The sequence below is a fragment of the Pseudomonas sichuanensis genome, assembly GCF_003231305.1.
GTDB classification, from domain to species: domain Bacteria; phylum Pseudomonadota; class Gammaproteobacteria; order Pseudomonadales; family Pseudomonadaceae; genus Aquipseudomonas; species Aquipseudomonas sichuanensis.
Genome location: NZ_QKVM01000040.1, coordinates 1 through 18,770 on the forward strand (window position 1 = coordinate 1; position 18,770 = coordinate 18,770).

The following is an 18,770-nucleotide window of genomic DNA, read 5'->3' on the forward strand; positions in this document are numbered from 1 at the left end:
TGGCCAGGTTCAGGCTGGCCTGGGCTTCACGGCCCAGCGCCTCTAGCGCGGCGGCATCGGCCACCTCGCGACGCCACAGCACGCTGTGGGCCGGCAGGCCATGGTAGGTCGCCTGCCACTGGCCTTGCGCCTCGACGAAGCCCAAACGCAGCGCGTCGTGATGCTCCAGCACCACCGCCAGCGCCTGCTCCAGGCGCTCGGCATCCAGTGGCTGCTGCGGCTTGAGCAGCACCGACTGGTTCCAGTGATGGCGCTCGACCTGCACCTCGTCGAAGAACACCCGGTGGATCGGCAGCAGCGCCGTCGGTCCTTCGACCCGGCCCTGCGCTACTTGCACCACGCCCTCGCCTTCACTGGCCACCGCAGCCAAGCCCTGCACCGTCTGGTGCTGGAACAGCTGCTTGGGCGTGAAGTGAATCCCCGCCTGGCGTGCCCGGCTGACCACCTGCAACGAGATGATCGAGTCGCCGCCCAGCTCGAAGAAGTTGTCCCGCGCACCGATGCGCTCCAGCTTGAGCACGTCCTGCCAGATCGCCGCGATGCGTTGTTCAAGGTCAGTGGCCGGGGCCTGGTAGTCGGCCTGCGCCGCCTCAAGGTCCGGCAGCGGCAGCGCCTTGCGGTCCAGCTTGCCGTTGGGGGTCAGCGGCAGCGCCGGCAGTTGCAGCAGGTGCGCCGGCACCATGTACTCCGGTAGCTGTTCGCGCAGCGCGGCCTTGACCTGCTCGCTGTCCAGCGTGGCATTGGCCACCAGGTAGCCGACCAGCTGATGGCCGCTGGCCCCTTCCACCGCCAGCACCACCGCCTCGCGCACGCCGGCCTGCTGTTGCAGACGGGTCTCGATCTCGCCCAGCTCGATACGGAAACCGCGCACCTTGACCTGATGGTCGACCCGGCCGATGTATTCCAGCTGGCCGTCCTCGCGGTAGCGGGTCAGGTCGCCGGTGCGGTACATCCGCTCGCCGGCAGCGCCCGATGGGTTGGGCACGAATTTCTCGGCAGTCAGCCCCGGGCGCAGCAGGTAGCCACGGGTCACCCCGTCACCGGCCAGATACAGTTCGGCAGCGACACCGACCGGTACCGGGTGCAATTGATCATCCAGCAGGTAGCCCTGGCTGTTGCACAGCGGCCGGCCGATGCTGGCCTGCCCACCGGCTTCGCGACGGCAGTAGGTCGAATAGGTGGTGTCTTCCGACGGCCCGTACAGGTCGTACACGTGATCCAACGTCCCCAGCGCGTACAGGCTGTCGACCAGCTCTTGCTTGAGCGGCTCGCCCGCCAGGTTGACGATCTTAACCCCCGCCGGAATGTCGCCGGCACGCAGCAGCGCGGCAATCGCCGATGGCACGGTGTTGATCAGGCGCACCTCGGCCCGCGCCGGCAGGCTGCCCAGCTCCAGGGCGTTACGCGCCAGGATCAGGTGGCCGCCGTTGGCCAGGGTGACGAACAGCTCCCACACCGACAGGTCGAAGCACACCGAGGTCGAGGCCAGCACGCCACGGATCGCCTCGCGCGGGTAGACCCCGGCCGACCAGTGCACCAGCGCGGCCACGTTGCGGTGGGCAATCGCCACGCCCTTGGGCTTGCCGGTGGAACCGGAGGTGTAGATCACATAGGCCAGGTTGTCGGGCCGCACCGCCACCGCTGGCGCGGTGTGCGGGTATGCGGCCAGGGTCGCGTCATCTTCATCGACCAGCACCGTGGCCAGCCCTTCCAGCGGCACGCCATCCAGCGCCCCGGCTTGGGTCAGCAGCACGCGGGCCTGGCTGTCTTCGAGCATGTAGGCCAGGCGGTCGCGAGGGTAGTCCGGGTCCAGCGGCACATAGGTGCCGCCGGCCTTGAGCACCGCCAGCAGCGCCACCAGCAGTTCGGCGTTGCGCGGCATGGCCACGCCCACCCGCACCTCGGGACCAACCCCCAGGCTCACCAGGTGGTGGGCCAGGCGGTTGGCCCGGGCCTGCAGCCAGGCGTGGTCCAGGCGCCGCTCGCCATCGATCAGGGCCAGCGCCTGGGGCGCTTCGGCCGCCTGGCGCTCGATCAGTTGATGGATGCACAGTTGGCTTTCATAGGCCTCGCGGGCCGGGTTGAAGCTGGCCAGGCGCGCCTGTTCGGCGGAGTCCAGCAGGCGCAGCTCGCCCAGGGCGGCCTCGGGCCGCTCGACGATCTGCGCCAGCAGGCCCAGCCAGTGGCCAGCCAGGCGCTGCACGCTCGCCACCTCGAACAGGTCGGTGGCGTAGGTGAACGAGGCCGCCAGTTGCCCGGGGCTTTCGTGGGTGCTCAAGGTCAGGTCGAACTGGGCGTCGTCACCCGACCAGCCCAGGCTGCGCACCTCAAGGCCGGCCAGGGCACGTGGCGCCTGGGCGGCGCCGGCATGTTCGGCCTGGTGGTTGAACATCACCTGGAACAGCGGGCTGTAGCTCAGGCTGCGCTCGGGCTGCAAGGCATCGACCAGTTGCTCGAACGGCAGGTCCTGGTGGTCCTGGGCCGCCAGCGTGGTCTGGCGCACTTGCGCCAGCAGGTCGAGGAAGCTGTCCTCGCCGCGCAGGTCGGCCTGCAGCACCTGGGTGTTGACGAAGAAGCCGATCAGGCGCTCGGTTTCCAGGCGGTTGCGGTTGGCGATCGGCACGCCGACGCGAATGCGCGGCTGGCCGCTGCTGCGGAACAGCAGGGTCTGGTAGGCCGCCAGCAGCAGCATGAACAGGGTGCTGCCCTGCTGCTCGGCCAGCGCCTTGAGGCGCTGGTGCAGCGCCGCGTCCACCGGCACTTCCAGGCGCGCACCGCGCAGGCTCTGCTGCACCGGGCGCACATGGTCGGTAGGCAGTTCGAGCACCACCGGCGCCGTGCCCAGGTGGGTTTTCCAGTAGTCCAGCTGGCGCTCACGCTCGCCGGCGTCCATCCACTGGCGCTGCCAGGCGGCGTAGTCGGCGTACTGGATCGCCAGCGCCGGCAACTGCACCGGCTGCCCGGCGCGGGCGGCGCCGTAGCAGTGCAGCAACTCGTCGATCATCACCTGCATCGACCAGCCATCGGAGACGATGTGGTGCTGGGTGACCACCAGCACATGGCGCTGTGGCGCCAGCTGCAGCAGCGCGGCACGCATCAGCAGGTCGCCGCGCAGGTCGAACGGCCGGCCGACCTGTTCGCCGACGAAGGCCGCGATGGCCGCCTGCTCCTCGGCACCGGCGGGCAAGTGCTGCACCGGCAGCGGGAACTGCACGCCGTCATGGAACACCTGGACACACTGGCCGTCCTGCTCCTGGAAGCAGGTGCGCAAGCTCTCATGGCGCTCGAACAGCGCCTGGAACGCCTGGCCCAGTGCGGCCACGTCCAGTTCGCCCTGCAGTTGCAGGACCATGGGGATCACATAAGCGCTGCTGTGCGGCTCCAACTGCCAGAGGAACCACTGGCGTTCCTGGGCATAGGACAGCGCCAGCCCGGTATCCCGCGGCAATGCCGGGATGGCAGCCACCTCGCGGCGCTCGCCCTGCGCCAATGCGCCGACGAAGGCCTGCAACTGGCTGTGTTCGAACAGCACCCGCAGCGGCACATCGATGGCCAGCGCCTGGCGCACGCGGGAGACCAGCTGGGTCGCCAGCAGCGAGTGCCCGCCCAGGGTGAAGAAGTCGTCATCCAGGCCCACCTGCTCGCAGCCCAACAGCTGCTGCCAGATGGCCGCCACGCTGCGCTCGCGCTCGGTTTCCGGCGCGCGGTACAGCGCCTGTACCTGGCGCTGGTCGAAGGCCGGCAGCGCCTTGCGGTCGAGCTTGCCGTTGGGCGACAGCGGCATGCCTGGCAGCAGGATCATGTGCGCCGGCACCATGTAGTCGGGCATGCTCTGCCCCAGCGCCGCCTTGAGCTGGTCGACCAGCGCGCGCTGCACCGCCGCCTCGGCGCCGGCCAAGGCCGGGTCGCTGGGCACCACGTAGGCCAGCAACTGCACGCCGGCAGCGCCCTGCCCGGCAATCGCCACGCATTCGGACACCTGCGCCTGCTCTTGCAGGCGCGCCTCGATTTCACCCAGCTCGATGCGCAGGCCCCGGATCTTGACCTGATGGTCGATGCGCCCGGCGTACTCGATCACCCCGTCGGCGCGATAGCGCGCCAGGTCACCGGTGCGGTACAGGCGCTGGCCGGCACCGAACGGGCTGGCGACGAAACGCTCGGCGGTCAGGCCAGGGCGCTGGTGGTAACCGCGCGCCAGGCCTTCCCCGCCCAGGTACAGTTCACCGACCACGCCGGCCGCCACCGGGTTGAGGCCGGCGTCGAGGATGTGGGTGGACAGGTTGGCGATCGGCTCACCGATCGGCACGCTGTGCTGGTGCTGCTCGCGGCAGGTCCAGTGGGTAACGTCGATGGCGGCCTCGGTCGGGCCGTACAGGTTGTACAGGCCGGCCTGGCCAAGCTGGGCGAGCACCTGCTGCTGGGTGTCCAGCGCCAGCGCCTCGCCGCTGCAGATGATGCGCTTGAGCCCCTGGCAGCTGCCGGCCTGGGGGTCGAGCATGAACGCCTGGAGCATCGACGGCACGAAGTGCAGCGTGGTGATGCCATGGTCGTTGATCAGGCGCACCAGGCGCGCCGGGTCGCGGTGCTCGCCCGGGCGGGCCAGCACCAGCCGCGCGCCGGTCATCAGCGGCCAGAAGAACTCCCACACCGAAACGTCGAAGCTGAACGGGGTCTTCTGCAGCACCGCGTCGCTGGCATCCAGGCCATAGGCCTGCTGCATCCAGCACAGGCGGTTGGTCAGGGCCCGGTGGCGGTTGGCCGCGCCCTTAGGGCGACCGGTGGAGCCGGAGGTGTAGATCATGTAGGCGAGGTTTTCGCCTTGCACCGCCACACCCAGGTCGTCCTCGGCCAAGTGGCCGAGGGCCAGGGTATCCAGGCTCAGGCAGTTCACCCCCGCCGGCACCGGCAGGCGCTCCAGCAGCCCGGCACTGGTCAGCAGCAGTTGCACGCCGCTGTCCTCGATCATGTAGGCCAGGCGGTCGGTGGGGTACTCCGGGTCCAGCGGCACGTAGGCGCCACCGGCCTTGAGCACCGCCAGCAGGCCGACGACCATCTCCACGCTGCGCTCCAGGGCGATGCCCACCAGGCAGTCCGGGCCGACGCCCAAGTGCACCAGGTGGCGCGCCAGCTGGTTGGCCCGGGCGTTGAGCTGGGCGTAGCTGAGCACCTCTTCGCCCAGTTGCAGGGCCGGGGCATCCGGGGTACGCGACACTTGGGCCTCGATCAGGCGCTGCACGGGCTGATCGAGCGGGAAGCTGTCATCGGCGGTGGCGTTCCACTGCCCGACGATGCGCTCACGCTCGTCGGCGTCGAGCATCGCCAGCTCACCCAGCTTGCCCTGCGGCGTCGCAACCACGGCGCGCAGCAGGTTGACCCAGTGCCGGGCCATGCGCTCGGCGCTGGCGACATCGAACAGGTCGGTGGCGTAGGTGAGGCTGGCGGCCAAGCCCTGGGCATGCTCTTCGGTGGCCAGGGTGAGGTCGACCTGGGCGGTGCAGCCCTCGCGTTCGATCACCTCGGCCGTCAGGCCCAGGCCGCCGCCGGCGGGGGCCAGCGCGGCACTGCTGCCCTGGTGGTTGAACATGGCCTGGAACAGCGGGTTGTGGCTCAGGGTGCGCTCAGGCGCCAAGGCTTCGACCAGTTGCTCGAACGGCAGGTCCTGGTGCGATTGCGCGCCCAGCACCCGGGCCTTGACCTGGCCCAGCAGGTCGGCAAAGCCGTCGCAGGCATCGAACCTGGCGGCCAGCACCTGGGTGTTGGCGAAGAAGCCCACCAGCCCTTCCACTTCCACCCGGGTACGGTTGGCCACCGGCACACCGACACGGATATCGGTTTGCCCGCTGTAGCGGTGCAGCAGGGTCTGGAAGCTGGCCAGCAGCAGCATGAACAGGGTCACGTTGCTGCGCTGGGCCAGTTGCTTGAGGCCCTCGGCCAGCCCGGCATCGATCTGGATGTCCAGGCGCGCGCCACGGAACGACTGGCGCAGCGGCCGTGGGCGGTCGGTGGGCAACTCCAGCACCAACGCCTCGCGGCCCAGTTGCTCGACCCAGTAGGCCAGCTGGCGCTCGCGTTCGCCGGCCTCCATCCACTCGCGCTGCCACGCGGCATAGTCGGCGTAGTCGATGGTCAACGGCGCCAATACCGGTTGCTCGCCGCGGCTGAACGCTGCGTAGCACTGCATCAGCTCGCGCACGATCAACTGCATCGACCAGCCGTCGGAGACGATGTGGTGCATGGCCAGGGCCAGCACGTGCTCGCGCTCGCCGGTACGCAGCAACGCCGCGCGCAGCAGCGGCTCGCGGCGCAGGTCGAACGGCTGGCTCAGGCACTGGCCGAGCAGCTGCTCGATGCGCGCCTGGGGCGCTTCGCCGGGCTGCAGGGTCTGCAGCGGCAAGGCGAACGGCTGCGGCTCGCGGATGAACTGCAGCACCTGGTCCTGATCCTCGACGAAACCAGTGCGCAAGGCGCCATGGCGCGCCAGCAAGGCATCAAATGCCGCTTGCAGGGCGCCATGATCGAGCTCGCCCTGCAAGCGCAGGGCGGTGGGAATGTTGTAGGCAGCGCTATGCGGGTCCAATTGCCAGAGGAACCACTGGCGCTGCTGGGCGTAAGACAGGCGTAAAGGCGCCTGCGGGTCGCGCTTGAACACCGGTGCGACAGCAAAGAGGTCGATCCCCTTTTCCTTGAGCATCCTGGCCAGGGCCTTCCGTTCCTTGGCCGACAACGCTCCAACCGCACCGATCAACTCTTGCACGTCCCGCACTCCTTTAAGAAATCAGCTTTTCAAGCTCTGCGCTTGATAAACGTTTGAGTGCCTCCAAAGATTTAGCCAATTCGTCTTCGACGGGCTGCGCCACGTCGCGCAGGCCGCGCACGTAAGCGCAGAACGCCTCCAGGTTGCTCGCCATGAACAGGTTTTCCAGGCTGACTTCCACCCCCAGCTGCCCGCGCAGGCGGACGATCACCTGGGTGGCCAGCAGCGAATGCCCGCCCAGTTCGAAGAAGTTGTCGTCCAGCCCTACCCGCTCCACCTCCAGCACCTGCTGCCAGATCGCCGCGACCTGCTGCGCAAGTTCGTCGCCCGGTGCGCGGTGCGGGCCGCTCACGGCCGCTTCCGGCGCCGGCAGCGCGCGGCGGTCGATCTTGCCGGCAGGGCTCAGCGGCATGCGTTCCAGGCGCACCACCCGGGCCGGCACCATGTACCCCGGCAGCGTGGCGCCGACCCAGGCCTTCAGCGCGGCATCGTCGACCGCCGCCGCCAGCACCAGGTAGGCGACCAGCTGCGCGCCAGCCGCGGCCTGGTGCACCTGCACCAGCGCTTCACGCACCAGCCCATGCTCGCGCAGGCGGGCCTCGATCTCCGCCGGCTCCACGCGGAAGCCGCGGATCTTCACCTGCTCGTCGCCACGGCCCAGGTACCACAGCACCTGCTCGGCATCGCGCCAGGCCAGGTCGCCGGTGCGGTAGCGGCGGCTGCCCGGCGTACCATCCGGGTCGGGCACGAAGCGTTCGGCGGTAAGCCCCGGCCGGCCGTGGTAGCCACGGGCGAGCAGCTCGCCACCGATGCACACCTCGCCGGCGCCATGCTGGGCGGCGGCGCCACCCTGGCCGTCGTCCAGGTACAGCGCACGGCCCGCCAGCGCCTGGCCGATCGGCAGCACCGCCGGCACCGCCTGCGGGTTGGTCAGCCACGGCGTGCAGTCCTGCAGCGTGGCAGTCACAGTGGCCTCGGTCGGGCCATAGGCATTAAGCAAGGTTACCGTGCGGCCCAGCGCACGCGCCCAGTCCTGCACGGCGCTACCGGGCATCGCCTCGCCGCCGCACAGCACCAGGCGCAGGCTCGCCAGGGCATGGGGCCCGCTGTCGGCGAGGTCGCGGGCGATGGTCGCCCAGTACGCGGTGCTCAGGTCGGCCACCGTGATGCCCTGGGTATCGACCGCATCGCGGAACTGGCTGCTGCTCCACACCGCCTGGCCGCGCATGACCAGCGTGGCCCCCACCGCCAGGGTGGCGAACAGCTGCTCGACGAAGGGATCGAAGTTGAAGGTGGCGAACTGCAGCACCTTGTCGCTCGCCACCAGCCCCAGGGCCTGGATCGCCGCCTCGGTGTGCCGGGCCAGCGCCCGGTGGGTCAAGGCCACGCCCTTGGGCCGGCCGGTGGAGCCGGAGGTGAAGATCACATAGGCCAGGCTGTCCACCAGGCCCGACCAAGCCGGGTCGTCATCCTGCCCGGCAAGCTGGGCCAAGGGCTGGTCCAGCGCCAGGGTGGCCACCCCGGTGTCGGCGTGACCGCGCAGCAGCGCGGCTTCACCGAGCAACAGGCTGATACCGCTGTCCTCGACCATGGCCTGCAGGCGCTCCTGGGGGTAGTCCGGGTCCAGCGGCACGTAGCCGGCGCCGGCCTTGAGCACGGCCAGCACCGCCACCGGCAGCTCGACGCTGCGGCCCATGCAGATCCCCACCAGGTGCTCGGGGCCTACGCCGCGCCCGCGCAAGGCATGGGCCAGGCGATTGGCGCGCCGGTTCAGCTCGGCATAACTCAGCTGTTGCCCGTCGCACACCACCGCGCAGGCCTGGGGTTGCAGCAGCGCCTGGGCCTGCAGGCGCAGATGCACCGGCACCAAGGCGGCGCAGTCGTCCACCCGGGCACGCTCATGGCGCAGCCGTGCTTCGTTCTGCACCAGGCCCAGCACGGGCAGTTCGGCTACCGCGCGGTCGGCTGCCGCCGGCATGGCCAGCAGCAGGTTGCACAGCTGTTCGGCCAGGTCCTCGACCACGGCCGCAGGCAGCACCGCCAGGTCGTGGCTCATTTGCAGTTGCAAGGTCTGGCCGACACCGGCGGCGATGGTCAGCGGGTAGCTGGTGCGCTCGTGCTGGTGAACCTCGCCGAAACTCAAGGCGCCACCGGCCTCTTGCAGGGCCTCGGCCATGGGGAAGTTCTCGAACACCAGGATATGGTCGAACAACGCCTCGCCACCCTGCCCCACCCAGCGCTGGATATCGTACAGCGGGGTGTGTTCATGCTCGCGCATGGCCAGGTTGCCGGCCTGCAAGGCCCGCAGCCATTCGCCCAGGGCCTGCCCGGGCGCTGGGTTTGCGAGCATCGGCAGGGTGTTGATGAACAGCCCGATCTGCTGCTCGATGCCCGGCAACTGCGCCGGCCGCCCAGACACAGTGACGCCGAAGCACACCGCCTGCTGCCCGGCCAGGCGTTGCAGCAACAATGCCCAGGCGCCCTGCACCAGGGTATTGAGCGTCACCCGCTGGGCGCGGGCAAAGGCTTCCAGGCGTTGCGTCTGGGCAACGTCCAGGGTGCGGTCGACGTTGGCCATGCCGCCCTGCCCGGCCTGCGCGCCCGGCAGGCAGTCCAGCAGGCGGGTCGGCGCCGGCAGCCCGGCCAACTGCTGGCGCCAGAAGGCTTCGGCACTGGCCGGGTCCTGGGCTTGCAGCCAACGAATGTAGTCACGCAGCGGCTGCGGCGCCTGGGCCGGCAGCGTACCGTGGTAGCGCTGCATCACCTCGCCCATGACCTGGGCGCTGCTCCAGCCGTCCATGAGGATGTGGTGGTGGGTGTACACCATCACATGGCGCTCCGGCGCCACCTGCACCAGGCACACCCGCAGCAGCGGTGCGCGCCCGAGGTCGAACGGCGTGCTGCGCTGCTCGGCGTACAGCGCCTGGAGAGCGGCCGGCAGGTCGGCCTGCGCCCGCCAGTCGAGTTCCTGCAGCGGCGACGTCACCTGACGCTGCACCACCTGCAACGGCTCGGTCTGCTCATCGCCCCAGAGGAAAGCACTGCGCAGGATGTCGTGGGCCTGCACGGTCTGCTCCCAGGCCATGCGCAGGCGCGTGACATCCAGCCCGCCGATCTCGACGTGCAACTGGTTGATATAGGCGCCGGCCTCGGCCTGGTACAGCGAATGGAACAACATGCCTTGCTGCATCGGCGACAACGGATACAGGTCCGCCACCTCCCGCGCAGTCAGCGCCAGGCCGTCGAGGGCGGCCTGGTCGAGCCCGGCCAACGGCACATCCGACGGCGTCAGCGCACCGGCCGAAGGCGCCAGGCAATGCTCCACCAGCTCGCCCAGCTCGACGGCGTAGGCATCGGCCAGGCGCTGGATGGCATCGGGCTGGAACATCTGCCCGCTGAAACTCCATTCCAGGGTCAGCACGCCCTGGTACACCTGGCCACTGAGGGTCAGCCAGTTGCCCAGCAGCGCCTCGGGGCTGCGCTCGTCGCCCTTGCCCTCGGGGGCCGGGCGCAGCAGCGCCTGATCGTTGAAGGTGGCGTCCACCTGCCCCAGGTAATTGAAGGTGATGCGCGGCAGCGGCAAGCCCTGCAAGCGCGCGCGGTCTTCGGCGGCCCCCAGGTACTTGAGCGCGGCGAAGCCCAGGCCACGGTCTGGCACCGCACGCAGTTGCTCCTTGACCTGCTTGATGGTCGCCGCCGGGTCTGCGGCGGGTTGCAGGCGCACCGGGAACAGGCTGGTGAACCAGCCCAGGGTGCGCGACAGGTCCAGGTCGCTGCCAAGGTCCTCGCGGCCATGGCCTTCGAGCTGCACGCTGACCGACGCTTCGCCGGTCCAGCGGCACAGCACCCGCGCCAGGGCGGCCAGCAGCAGGTCGTTGACCTGGGTGCGGTAGGCCGCCGAAGCGCCCTGCAATAGCCCACTGGTCAGGCGCGCATCCAGGCGCGTGACGGCGACCTGGCGGTCGGCGCTGCGCGCAGGTTCGCGGCTGCGCATCTGCGGCAGGTCCTGGTCGTGCTGCGGCAACTGCGCCGCCCAGTAATCCAGGGTGGCGCGTTGCGGCTCGGCTTGCGCCCAGTCGGCCAGTACCTGGCCCCAGCGCTGCACCGAACTGCTGCGTGCCGGCAGGCGTGGCTGCGCACCGGCCTGCAAGGCGTCATGGCAGGCCTGCAGGTCTTCCAGCAGGATGCGCCAGGACACCCCGTCCACTACCAGGTGGTGGGCGGTCAGCAGCAGCCGCTGGCTGCCGTCGGGCAGGGTTGCAAGCACAGCGCGCAGCACATCGCCACGAGCCAGGTCGAAGCTGCGCTGGGCCTGGTTCAGCAGGGTTTCCAGCTCCTCGGGCGTGGCGCAGTGGCGCTGCCACAGCAGCGCGGCCGGCGGTTCATCGGCGGCCGGGATATGCGCCTGCCAGCCCTGCGCGCCCTGGCTGAAGCAACTGCGCAGCACGTCATGGTGGCGCCACAGCTGCAGCAGCGCTTGCTCCAGCACGGCAGCGTCCAGTGGCTGGCGCGGCTGCAACAGCAACGACTGGTTCCAGTGATGGCGCTCGACCGGGTCGGCGGCAAAGAATGCCTGCTGGATCGGCAGCAGCAGGCACGGCCCTTCAGCGGCGGGCTGCTCGACCAGCGTTTGCAGCTGGTCGAACCCGGCACGGGCCGCCAGGCTGCGCACGGTCTGGTGTTCGAACACATCCCTGGCGCTGAAGGCAATGCCGGCAGCACGCGCGCGGCTGACCAGCTGGATGGCGACGATGGAGTCGCCGCCCAGCTCGAAGAAGTTGTCGTCCAGGCCGATCTGCGGGCTGCGCAGCACCTCGCGCCACAGCGCGGCGATGCGCTGCTGACGCTCGTCGCCCTGGGCGGCGGGCGTGCTACCCGCCTGCGCCTGCGGTTGCGGCAAGGCACGGCGGTCGAGCTTGCCGTTGGCGGTCAACGGCAATGCCGCCAGCGCCAGCACATGGGCCGGCACCTGGTGGGCCGAGAGTCGTTCGCGCAGATAAGCCTTGAGGCTGTCGGCCTGCAGCGTCGCGTCGGCCGCCAGTACCACGTAAGCCACCAGCTGGGTGCCATTGGCACCGGGTTGGCCGCTGACCACGCACTCGTTCACCTCGCCATGGGCCAGCAGTTGCTGTTCGATTTCGCCGGGCTCGACCCGGTAACCGCGAATCTTCAGCTGCTGGTCGCCACGGCCCAGGTACTGCAACTGGTCATCGGCGCGCTGGCGCACGCGGTCGCCTGTGCGGTACAGGCGCTGGCCGTCGCCGAACGGGTCTGGGACGAAGCGCTCGGCGGTCAGCCCAGGCTGGCCCAGGTAGCCACGGGCCAGGCCCGCGCCGCCCAGGTACAACTCGCCCTGGCTGCCCAGCGGCGCCTGCTGCAAGGCGCCATCGAGCACCTGCGCGCGCAGGTTGGGCAGCGGCGCGCCGAGCGGCGCGGCGCTGCCCAGGTCATCGAGCAGGCAGGTGAACACGCCCACCGTGGTTTCGGTCGGCCCATAGTGGTTGACCAAGGCGCAGCCCGGCGCCAGGGCGCGGATGCGTTGCAGCAAGGCCGGCGGGCTGGCTTCGCCGCCCAGCACCAGGCAACGGCGCGGCAGCACGCCGAGGTTGTCGCTGCCCAGCAGCGCGCCCAGGTGCGACGGCACGATCTTCAGCGCATCGACGCCGTGCTGCTGCATGTAGGCGGCGAAGGCCTGGCCATCGACCGCGGTGTCGGGATCGATCAGGTGCAGGGTGCGGCCGCCGGCCAAGGCGCCGAACAGCACGGTATGGCCAAGGTCGGCGGCCAGGGTGGAGACCAGTGCCATGCTCTGCACCTGGCCCAGGGGCAGGCGCTGTTCGATGCCGTCCAGGTAGTTGGCCAGCGCCGCCTGGCTGACGCCGACGGCCTTGGGCTTGCCGGTGGAGCCGGAGGTGAAGATCACATAGGCCAGGTCGCCGCCCAACACGCTCAAGGTCGGCGCGGCGCACGGGGTCTCGAGCGGGCCGCTGGCGTCGTCCAGCAGGTGCAGCGTCACGTCGGTGAAGCCGCTGAAGCGTTCGGCCTGGTCGCCGGGCGCCAGGAGGTGAGTGGCGCCGCTGTCGGCGAGCATCTGCTCCAGCCGTTGGCGCGGGTACTGCGGGTCGAGGGCAACGTAGCAGGCACCGGCCTTGAGCACGGCCAGCAGGCCCACCAGGGTTTCCAGGCGGCGCTCGGCGCACAGGGCCACCTGCGTGCGCGGGGCCACGCCGCTGTCGATCAGGCGGCGGGCCAGCTGGTTGGCTTTGCCGTCGAGGGCGGCGTAAGTCAGCGAGCGCGCCCCTTCAACCAGGGCAATGCGCTGCGGATGCGCGGCGGCCTGGGCCGCGAAGCGCTGGTGCAGCCACGGGCCGCGTACTGTCGCATCTGCCTCGCTGGCCTGGGCAACCGGCCCCAGCGGCAGGGTTTCGATGGCCCGCGCCGGCTCGGCCAGGGCGGCGCCCAGCAGTTGCGCCCAGTGCTGGCCAAGGCGCTCGATGGTGCGGGCCTCGAACAGGTCGGTGGCATACAGCAGCGAGGCGCTGAGGCGCTCGCCCTGCTCCTCGGTGTTCAGCGCCAGGTCGAAGCGCGCGGATTCGCGGGTGATTTCCAGCGGCACCAGCTCGACGCCCGGCAATTGCCAGCGGCTGCCCTGGCGGGTCGCGACCTGGTGATTGAACAGCACCTGGAACAGCGGGGTGCGGTCCAGGCTGCGCTGGGGTTGCAGGGCGTCGACCAGGTGCTCGAACGGCAGGTCCTGGTTGGCCTGGGCCTCGAGCACGCGCTGGCGCACCTGGGCCAGCACCTCGACGAAACTGTGGCGGCCATCGAGCTCCACCTGCAACACCTGGGTGTTGACGAAGAAGCCGATCAGCCCCTCGACCTCGGCGCGGGTACGGTTGGCGATCGGCGTGCCGACGCGGATCACCTCGCTGGCGCTGTAGCGCATCAGCAGCACCTGCAAGGTCGCCAGCAGCACCATGAACGGCGTGCAACCGTTGGCCGCGGCCAGTTGCCGGACCGCTTCGCCCTGCCCCTCCGGCAATTCGATGGCCAGCCGCGCGCCACGGCCGCTGCGCCGTGCCGGGCGCGGATGGTCGGCGGGCAGTTCGAGGGAATCCTCGGCCACGCCCAGGCGCTCGCGCCAGTAGCCGAGCTGGCGCTCGGCCTCGCCGGCCTCCAGCCACAGGCGCTGCCAGCGGGCGTGGTCGGCGTACTGGATCGGCAAGGCCGGCGCCGGCGCCTGCTCTTGGTAATGGCGCAGCACTTCTTCGATCAGGATCGGCATCGACCAGGCGTCGGTGACGATGTGGTGGGTGCAGAACACCAGCACCCACTGCTGCTCGCCGGTGTGCAGCAGGGTGGCACGCAGCAGCAGGTCGTGTTCGAGGTCGAACGGCTGCGCGCTCAGCGCCTCGGCCACCTGCTCCTGCTGTGCCTGATTGCTGGCGCGCAGGTCCTGATGCTGCAGGCTGAAGGCGCGGTGGCTGCGCAGCACTTGCAGGACCTTTTGCTCGTCCTGGCGGAAGTTGGTGCGCAGCGCCTCGTGGCGCTGCACCAAGGCCTGCAGGCTGCGTTCCAGGCGCTGGGCGTCGAACGCCCCGCGCACACTGAGCAGTGCCGGCTGGTTGTAGGCCGTGGACTGCGGGTCGAGCTGCCACAGCAGCCACAGGCGCTGCTGGGAGAACGAGGCCTGCACCGGTTGATCGACGTTGTCCCGGGGTGGAATGGGCAGCAGATCGAAGGCCAGGCCCTGCTCGCGCATGCGCCCTTGCAACACCTGGCGCTCTTCGGCTGGCAACGCGGCGAAGCGCTTGGCCAGTCCCTGCATGCGGTCGGACAGCGCGGTCATACGTCCTCCACCGCATCGAACAGCGCTTCGAGGGCGTCGGCCTTGTCATCGCTGACGCCCGAGCCGCGATGTCGCTCGACCTGCTCGGCCAGCAAGGCCACGGTTTCACCTTCGAAGAACACCCGCAGCGGCAGGTCCAGGTTCAGGCGTTCCTGCACCTGGGAGCGGATGCGCGTGGCCAGCAGCGAGTGGCCGCCCAGGGCGAAGAAGTTGTCATGCACGCCCACCTGTTCCAGCTGCAACGCCTCCTGCCAGATCTGCGCCAGGGTCTGCTCCAGTTCGTTGCGCGGCGCCTGGTAGGCGCTGCCCTGGGCTTGCAGGGCGGCGAGCGCGGTGCGGTCGAGCTTGCCATTGGGGGTCAGCGGCAAGCGGTCGAGCACGCGCAGGAAGGCCGGCACCATGTACTCGGGCATCTGCTCGCGCAGGCGCTCCAGCAGGCGGTTTTCCAGGCCGCTGGCGCTGGCCGGGTCACGCAGGGTGGCGAAGGCCGCCAGCTGCGCGCCGGCGCCCGTCTCGCGCACCACCACGGCGGCTTCGCGTACCTCGGGCTGCTGGGCGAGGCGTGCTTCGATTTCGCCCAGCTCCACGCGAAAACCGCGCAGCTTGAGCTGGAAGTCCAGGCGCCCGAGGTAGTCCAGGGTGCCTTCGACGCCGGGGCTGACCCGGTCGCCGGTGCGGTACAGGCGCTGGCCCGGCACCAAAGCGAACGGGTCGGGCACGAAGCGGCTGGCGGTCAGGCCAGGGCGCTGCAGGTATCCACGGGCCAGGCCCGGGCCACCCACGTAAAGCTCGCCCTCGCGGCCGAAGCCGACCAGTTCGCCTTGTTCATCGAGCACCCGCAGGCGGGTGCCGGCAATGGCGCCACCGATCGACACCCGCTCATGGGCAGGCAGGGCTTGCACGGTGTGCGCCGAGCACCACACCGAGCTCTCCGACGGGCCGTACTCGTTGACCAGCAAGGTCTGCGGCAGGCGTTCGGCATGCCGCGCCGGCAGCTCCAGCGGGCAGGCTTCGCCTGCGACAATCACACAGGCCAGCGCAGGCTGCTGCAGCTGTTCGAGAATCTGCGCGTAGAACGACGGCAGGGCCAGGAAATGGCTGATGCCCTGTTCGCCGATCAACTGCGCCAGGCGCGCCGGGTCTTTGTGCGCCTGCTCTTCAGGCAGGTACAGGGTGCCGCCCTGGCCGAGGGTCCAGAAGATCCCCGCCACCGAGCTGTCGAACGAGAACGACGACAGCATCAGGAAGCGCCGCAGCGGGGCCCGGTAGAACTCGCCACGGGCGCGGGTCGAGGCACAGGCGTTGGCATGGCTGATCATCACGCCCTTGGGCTTGCCGGTGGAACCGGAGGTGTAGATCACGTAGGCCAGGTTGCCGGGGGCGAGCGTCACGGCCGGGGCCTGCGCCTGGGCGGCCGGCAGGCCCTGTTCCAGGGCCAGGCGGGCAACGCCGTCCGGCACCTCGATGCCGTCGGCCAGGGGGCGCAGGGTGATCAGGCACTGGGCGCGGGCGTCATGCAGCATGAACGCCAGGCGCTCGGCCGGGTAGCTGGGGTCCAGCGGTAGGTAGGCGCCACCCGCCTTGAGAATGGCCAGCAGGGTCACGACGATTTCCACCGAACGCTCGCCGTACACCGCCACCACGCTGTCGGGGCCGACACCGCGCTCGCGCAGGGCCTGGGCCAGGCCGTTGGCGCGCTGATCGAGGCTGGCATAGTCCAGCGCCTGCGCGCCGACTTGCAGGGCGATATGCCCTGGGGTGGCCTTGGCGGCCTGCTCGAACAGCCCGTGCAGGGTTTCACCAGGCAGCTCCACCCGCTCGGCGCTGCGGTCGAAGCGTTGCAGCAACTGCTCGGCCTGGGCGCTATCGACACCGTTGAGCTGGCACAGCGGCTGATCGAGGTTGGCGGCCACCTGCACGGCGAACTGGGCGAACTGCGCCAGCCACGCCTGCAACTGGGCGGCATCGAATACCCGCGCCGGGCTGACCAGGCGCAGGGCCAGGCCCTGCCCGCGCTGTTCGGCGCGCAACAGCAGCTTCTGCCCCAGCGGCCAATCCTGCTCCAGCTGCGCGGCCTCGGCGCGATAGCCACAGGCGAAGGCCGGCAGCAGGGCTTCGCCCAGGTCGGTTTCGTCCAGGCAGTCGAGCCAGGACAGCCCCTGGCGCAACTGGCCGAGCAAGCCCGGCAGTTGCTCGCGCAGGCCACGGCTGCTGTCGATCGCCAGCACCAGCGGCAACTGGCGGGCGAAGTGGCCGACGGTCTGTTCGAGCTGTTCGTTGCGCCCGCTGACCTCCAGACCCAGCACCACGCTGGCGGGCTGCCCCAGTTCGACCAGGAACGCGGCCCAGACTACCGCCAGGGCTTCGTCGGTGCTGATCCGCCCCGCTTCGGCCAGCTTGGCCAAGGCGTCAGCCACGGGGGTGGCCAGTTGCTCGACGCACGGCGCCTCGGCCAGCGCCACGCGGCGCTCGAACGGCAAGGCAAGCGGGCGCGCCTGCTCGGCCAGCAGGCCGCGCCAGAACGCACGCCCTTGCTGGCCGATGCTTTCCTGGGCCAGGTCGCCCTGCCAGGCGGCGTAGTCGGCGTACTGCAAGGCATCGAACTCGGCCAGCGCTTCACCGCGCAGCAAGGCTTGCAGCTCATCACCCAGCAGGCGCAAGGCGGCCGGGTCGGCACTGGCCAGTGCCACGCCCAGCAGCAGGTTGCGGCCCGCAAGGCTTGCCGCCAGCGGGGCCTGGCCGAGGTCTTCGGCCACCTGCAGGCGGGCCTGCTCGGCCGAGGCTGCGTGACGCACGCGCAGGTTCACCTGAGCGTGGATTTCCTGCGCCGGGTGTTTCAGGCCCGGCACCTGCACGTAGCGGGTGCGCAGGATTTCGTGACGCTCGCACAGCTGCGCCAGGGCCTGCTGCAGCGCCTCAAGGGAGGGCTCGGCGTCCAGCGACAGCCACAGCCGCGCAGCCAGCACCTGGCCGCCGCTGGCCTGGAGCAGATGCGCCTGTTGCGCCGAGGTCTGGAAAATTTCTGCGTTGCTTGCGGTCATGCTTGAACTCCTTGGCCCAGTGCCACTTCGCTGCTTTTCAGGGGAATGGCCATGGCCGTGAGGATCTTTCGCGGGCCGGTGTAACCGTTGCGCGCGTGGATGGTGAGGATGTTGTCGAGGATCACCACGTCGCCCTTCTGCCAGGGGAACTCGACCATGACGTCGCGGTAGATCTGCTGCAGGTGGCGGATGTGATCCTCGGGGATCGGGCTGCCGTCGCCGTAGAAGGTGTTCTGCGGCAGCTCGTCGTCGGCGAACTCGGCGCGCAGGCTGTCGCGGATGCTGTCCGGCAGGGTCAGCGCATTGAAGAAGGTGGCGTGGTTGAACCACACGGTTTCACCGGTACGCGGGTGGCGGACCATGGCCGGGCCTTTCTGGCGGGTGCGCAGGCGGTTGCCGGATTTCCACTCCGGCTCCACGCCGATCTTGGCGCAGTAGGCCTCGACCTCGGCGCGGTCCTCGGTCTGGAACACGGTCTGCCAGGGCAGGCCCATGCCGTCGCCGTAGTTGCGCACGTACAGCACGCCGCCCTTGCGCACGAAGGCATCGCGCACCTCGGCGTCGATGCGCGGCAGGATCAACCGGGTATCGCCGAACGGGGTTTCACCACCGGTGGGCGACGGCAGGTCGCAGTAGAAATACAGGTGCAGCGGGAACACCGGCGAATAGGAGTGCTCGTTGTGCGGGAAGATCTTCTCCACCGCCGGGTAGTCGGTCGAGCTGTAGACATTGTGCTTGCGGGTGATCTGGGTACGCGGCGAGGCGCGGAACAGGTACTCCAGGGCGCCGCCGGAAATCGCATCGACGCACTGGTTGAACTCGCCGATGTCCTGCACGGCGAAGCCGCGGAACAGGATGGTGGCGTGCTGGTCCAGCTTGCTTTCGATCAGCGCACGGTTCTGCCCGGCCCATTCGGCCAGGTTGATGCCCGCCACCTTGGGCGTGCACAGCAACGGCAGGCTGTGGCCTTCGAACATCGGCGAAAAGGCCACGAGGCTGTCGTGGTCCATGCTCAAACTCTTGCGCCGCCCCTTGGCCAATACCGGAATGGCTTGCGCCTCGCTGTTGGACATTTCCATCTCCCGTTCGGTAAAGCCGGCGGCCCAGCGGCCACCGGCATGACAAT

At 69.8% G+C, this 18,770-nt stretch carries 4 protein-coding genes; all 4 read right to left on the bottom strand.

Annotation, left to right across the window (positions count from 1 at the left end):
* Nucleotides 1-6,763 (bottom strand): amino acid adenylation domain-containing protein (locus tag DM373_RS19580; RefSeq protein ID WP_482822402.1); only part of this gene is annotated, 6,763 nt, incomplete at its 3' end.
* A 4-nt stretch (nucleotides 6,764-6,767) separates the two neighbouring features.
* Nucleotides 6,768-14,603 (bottom strand): non-ribosomal peptide synthetase, encoded by a 7,836-nt coding sequence (locus DM373_RS19585; RefSeq protein ID WP_110995150.1) that lies wholly within the window; start codon nucleotides 14,601-14,603, stop codon nucleotides 6,768-6,770.
* A complete protein-coding gene (locus DM373_RS19590) occupies nucleotides 14,600-17,644 on the bottom strand; it encodes a non-ribosomal peptide synthetase (RefSeq protein ID WP_110995151.1) in 3,045 nt (1,014 codons plus the stop codon). The genes DM373_RS19585 and DM373_RS19590 overlap by 4 nt, the downstream gene beginning before the upstream one ends.
* On the bottom strand, nucleotides 17,641-18,717 hold the full coding sequence (locus DM373_RS19595) for a TauD/TfdA family dioxygenase (protein WP_110995179.1): 1,077 nt from the start codon (nucleotides 18,715-18,717) through the stop codon (nucleotides 17,641-17,643). Before DM373_RS19595 ends, DM373_RS19590 begins: the two co-directional genes overlap by 4 nt.
* Nucleotides 18,718-18,770 lie beyond the last annotated feature (53 nt).

Bases quoted from the DNA above. Each gene is read 5' to 3' on its own strand.
- DM373_RS19585 (WP_110995150.1), bottom strand. From the start codon at position 14,603: ATGACCGCGCTGTCCGACCGCATGCAGGGACTGGCCAAGCGCTTCGCC.
- DM373_RS19590 (WP_110995151.1), bottom strand. From the start codon at position 17,644: ATGACCGCAAGCAACGCAGAAATTTTCCAGACCTCGGCGCAACAGGCG.
- DM373_RS19595 (WP_110995179.1), bottom strand. From the start codon at position 18,717: ATGTCCAACAGCGAGGCGCAAGCCATTCCGGTATTGGCCAAGGGGCGG.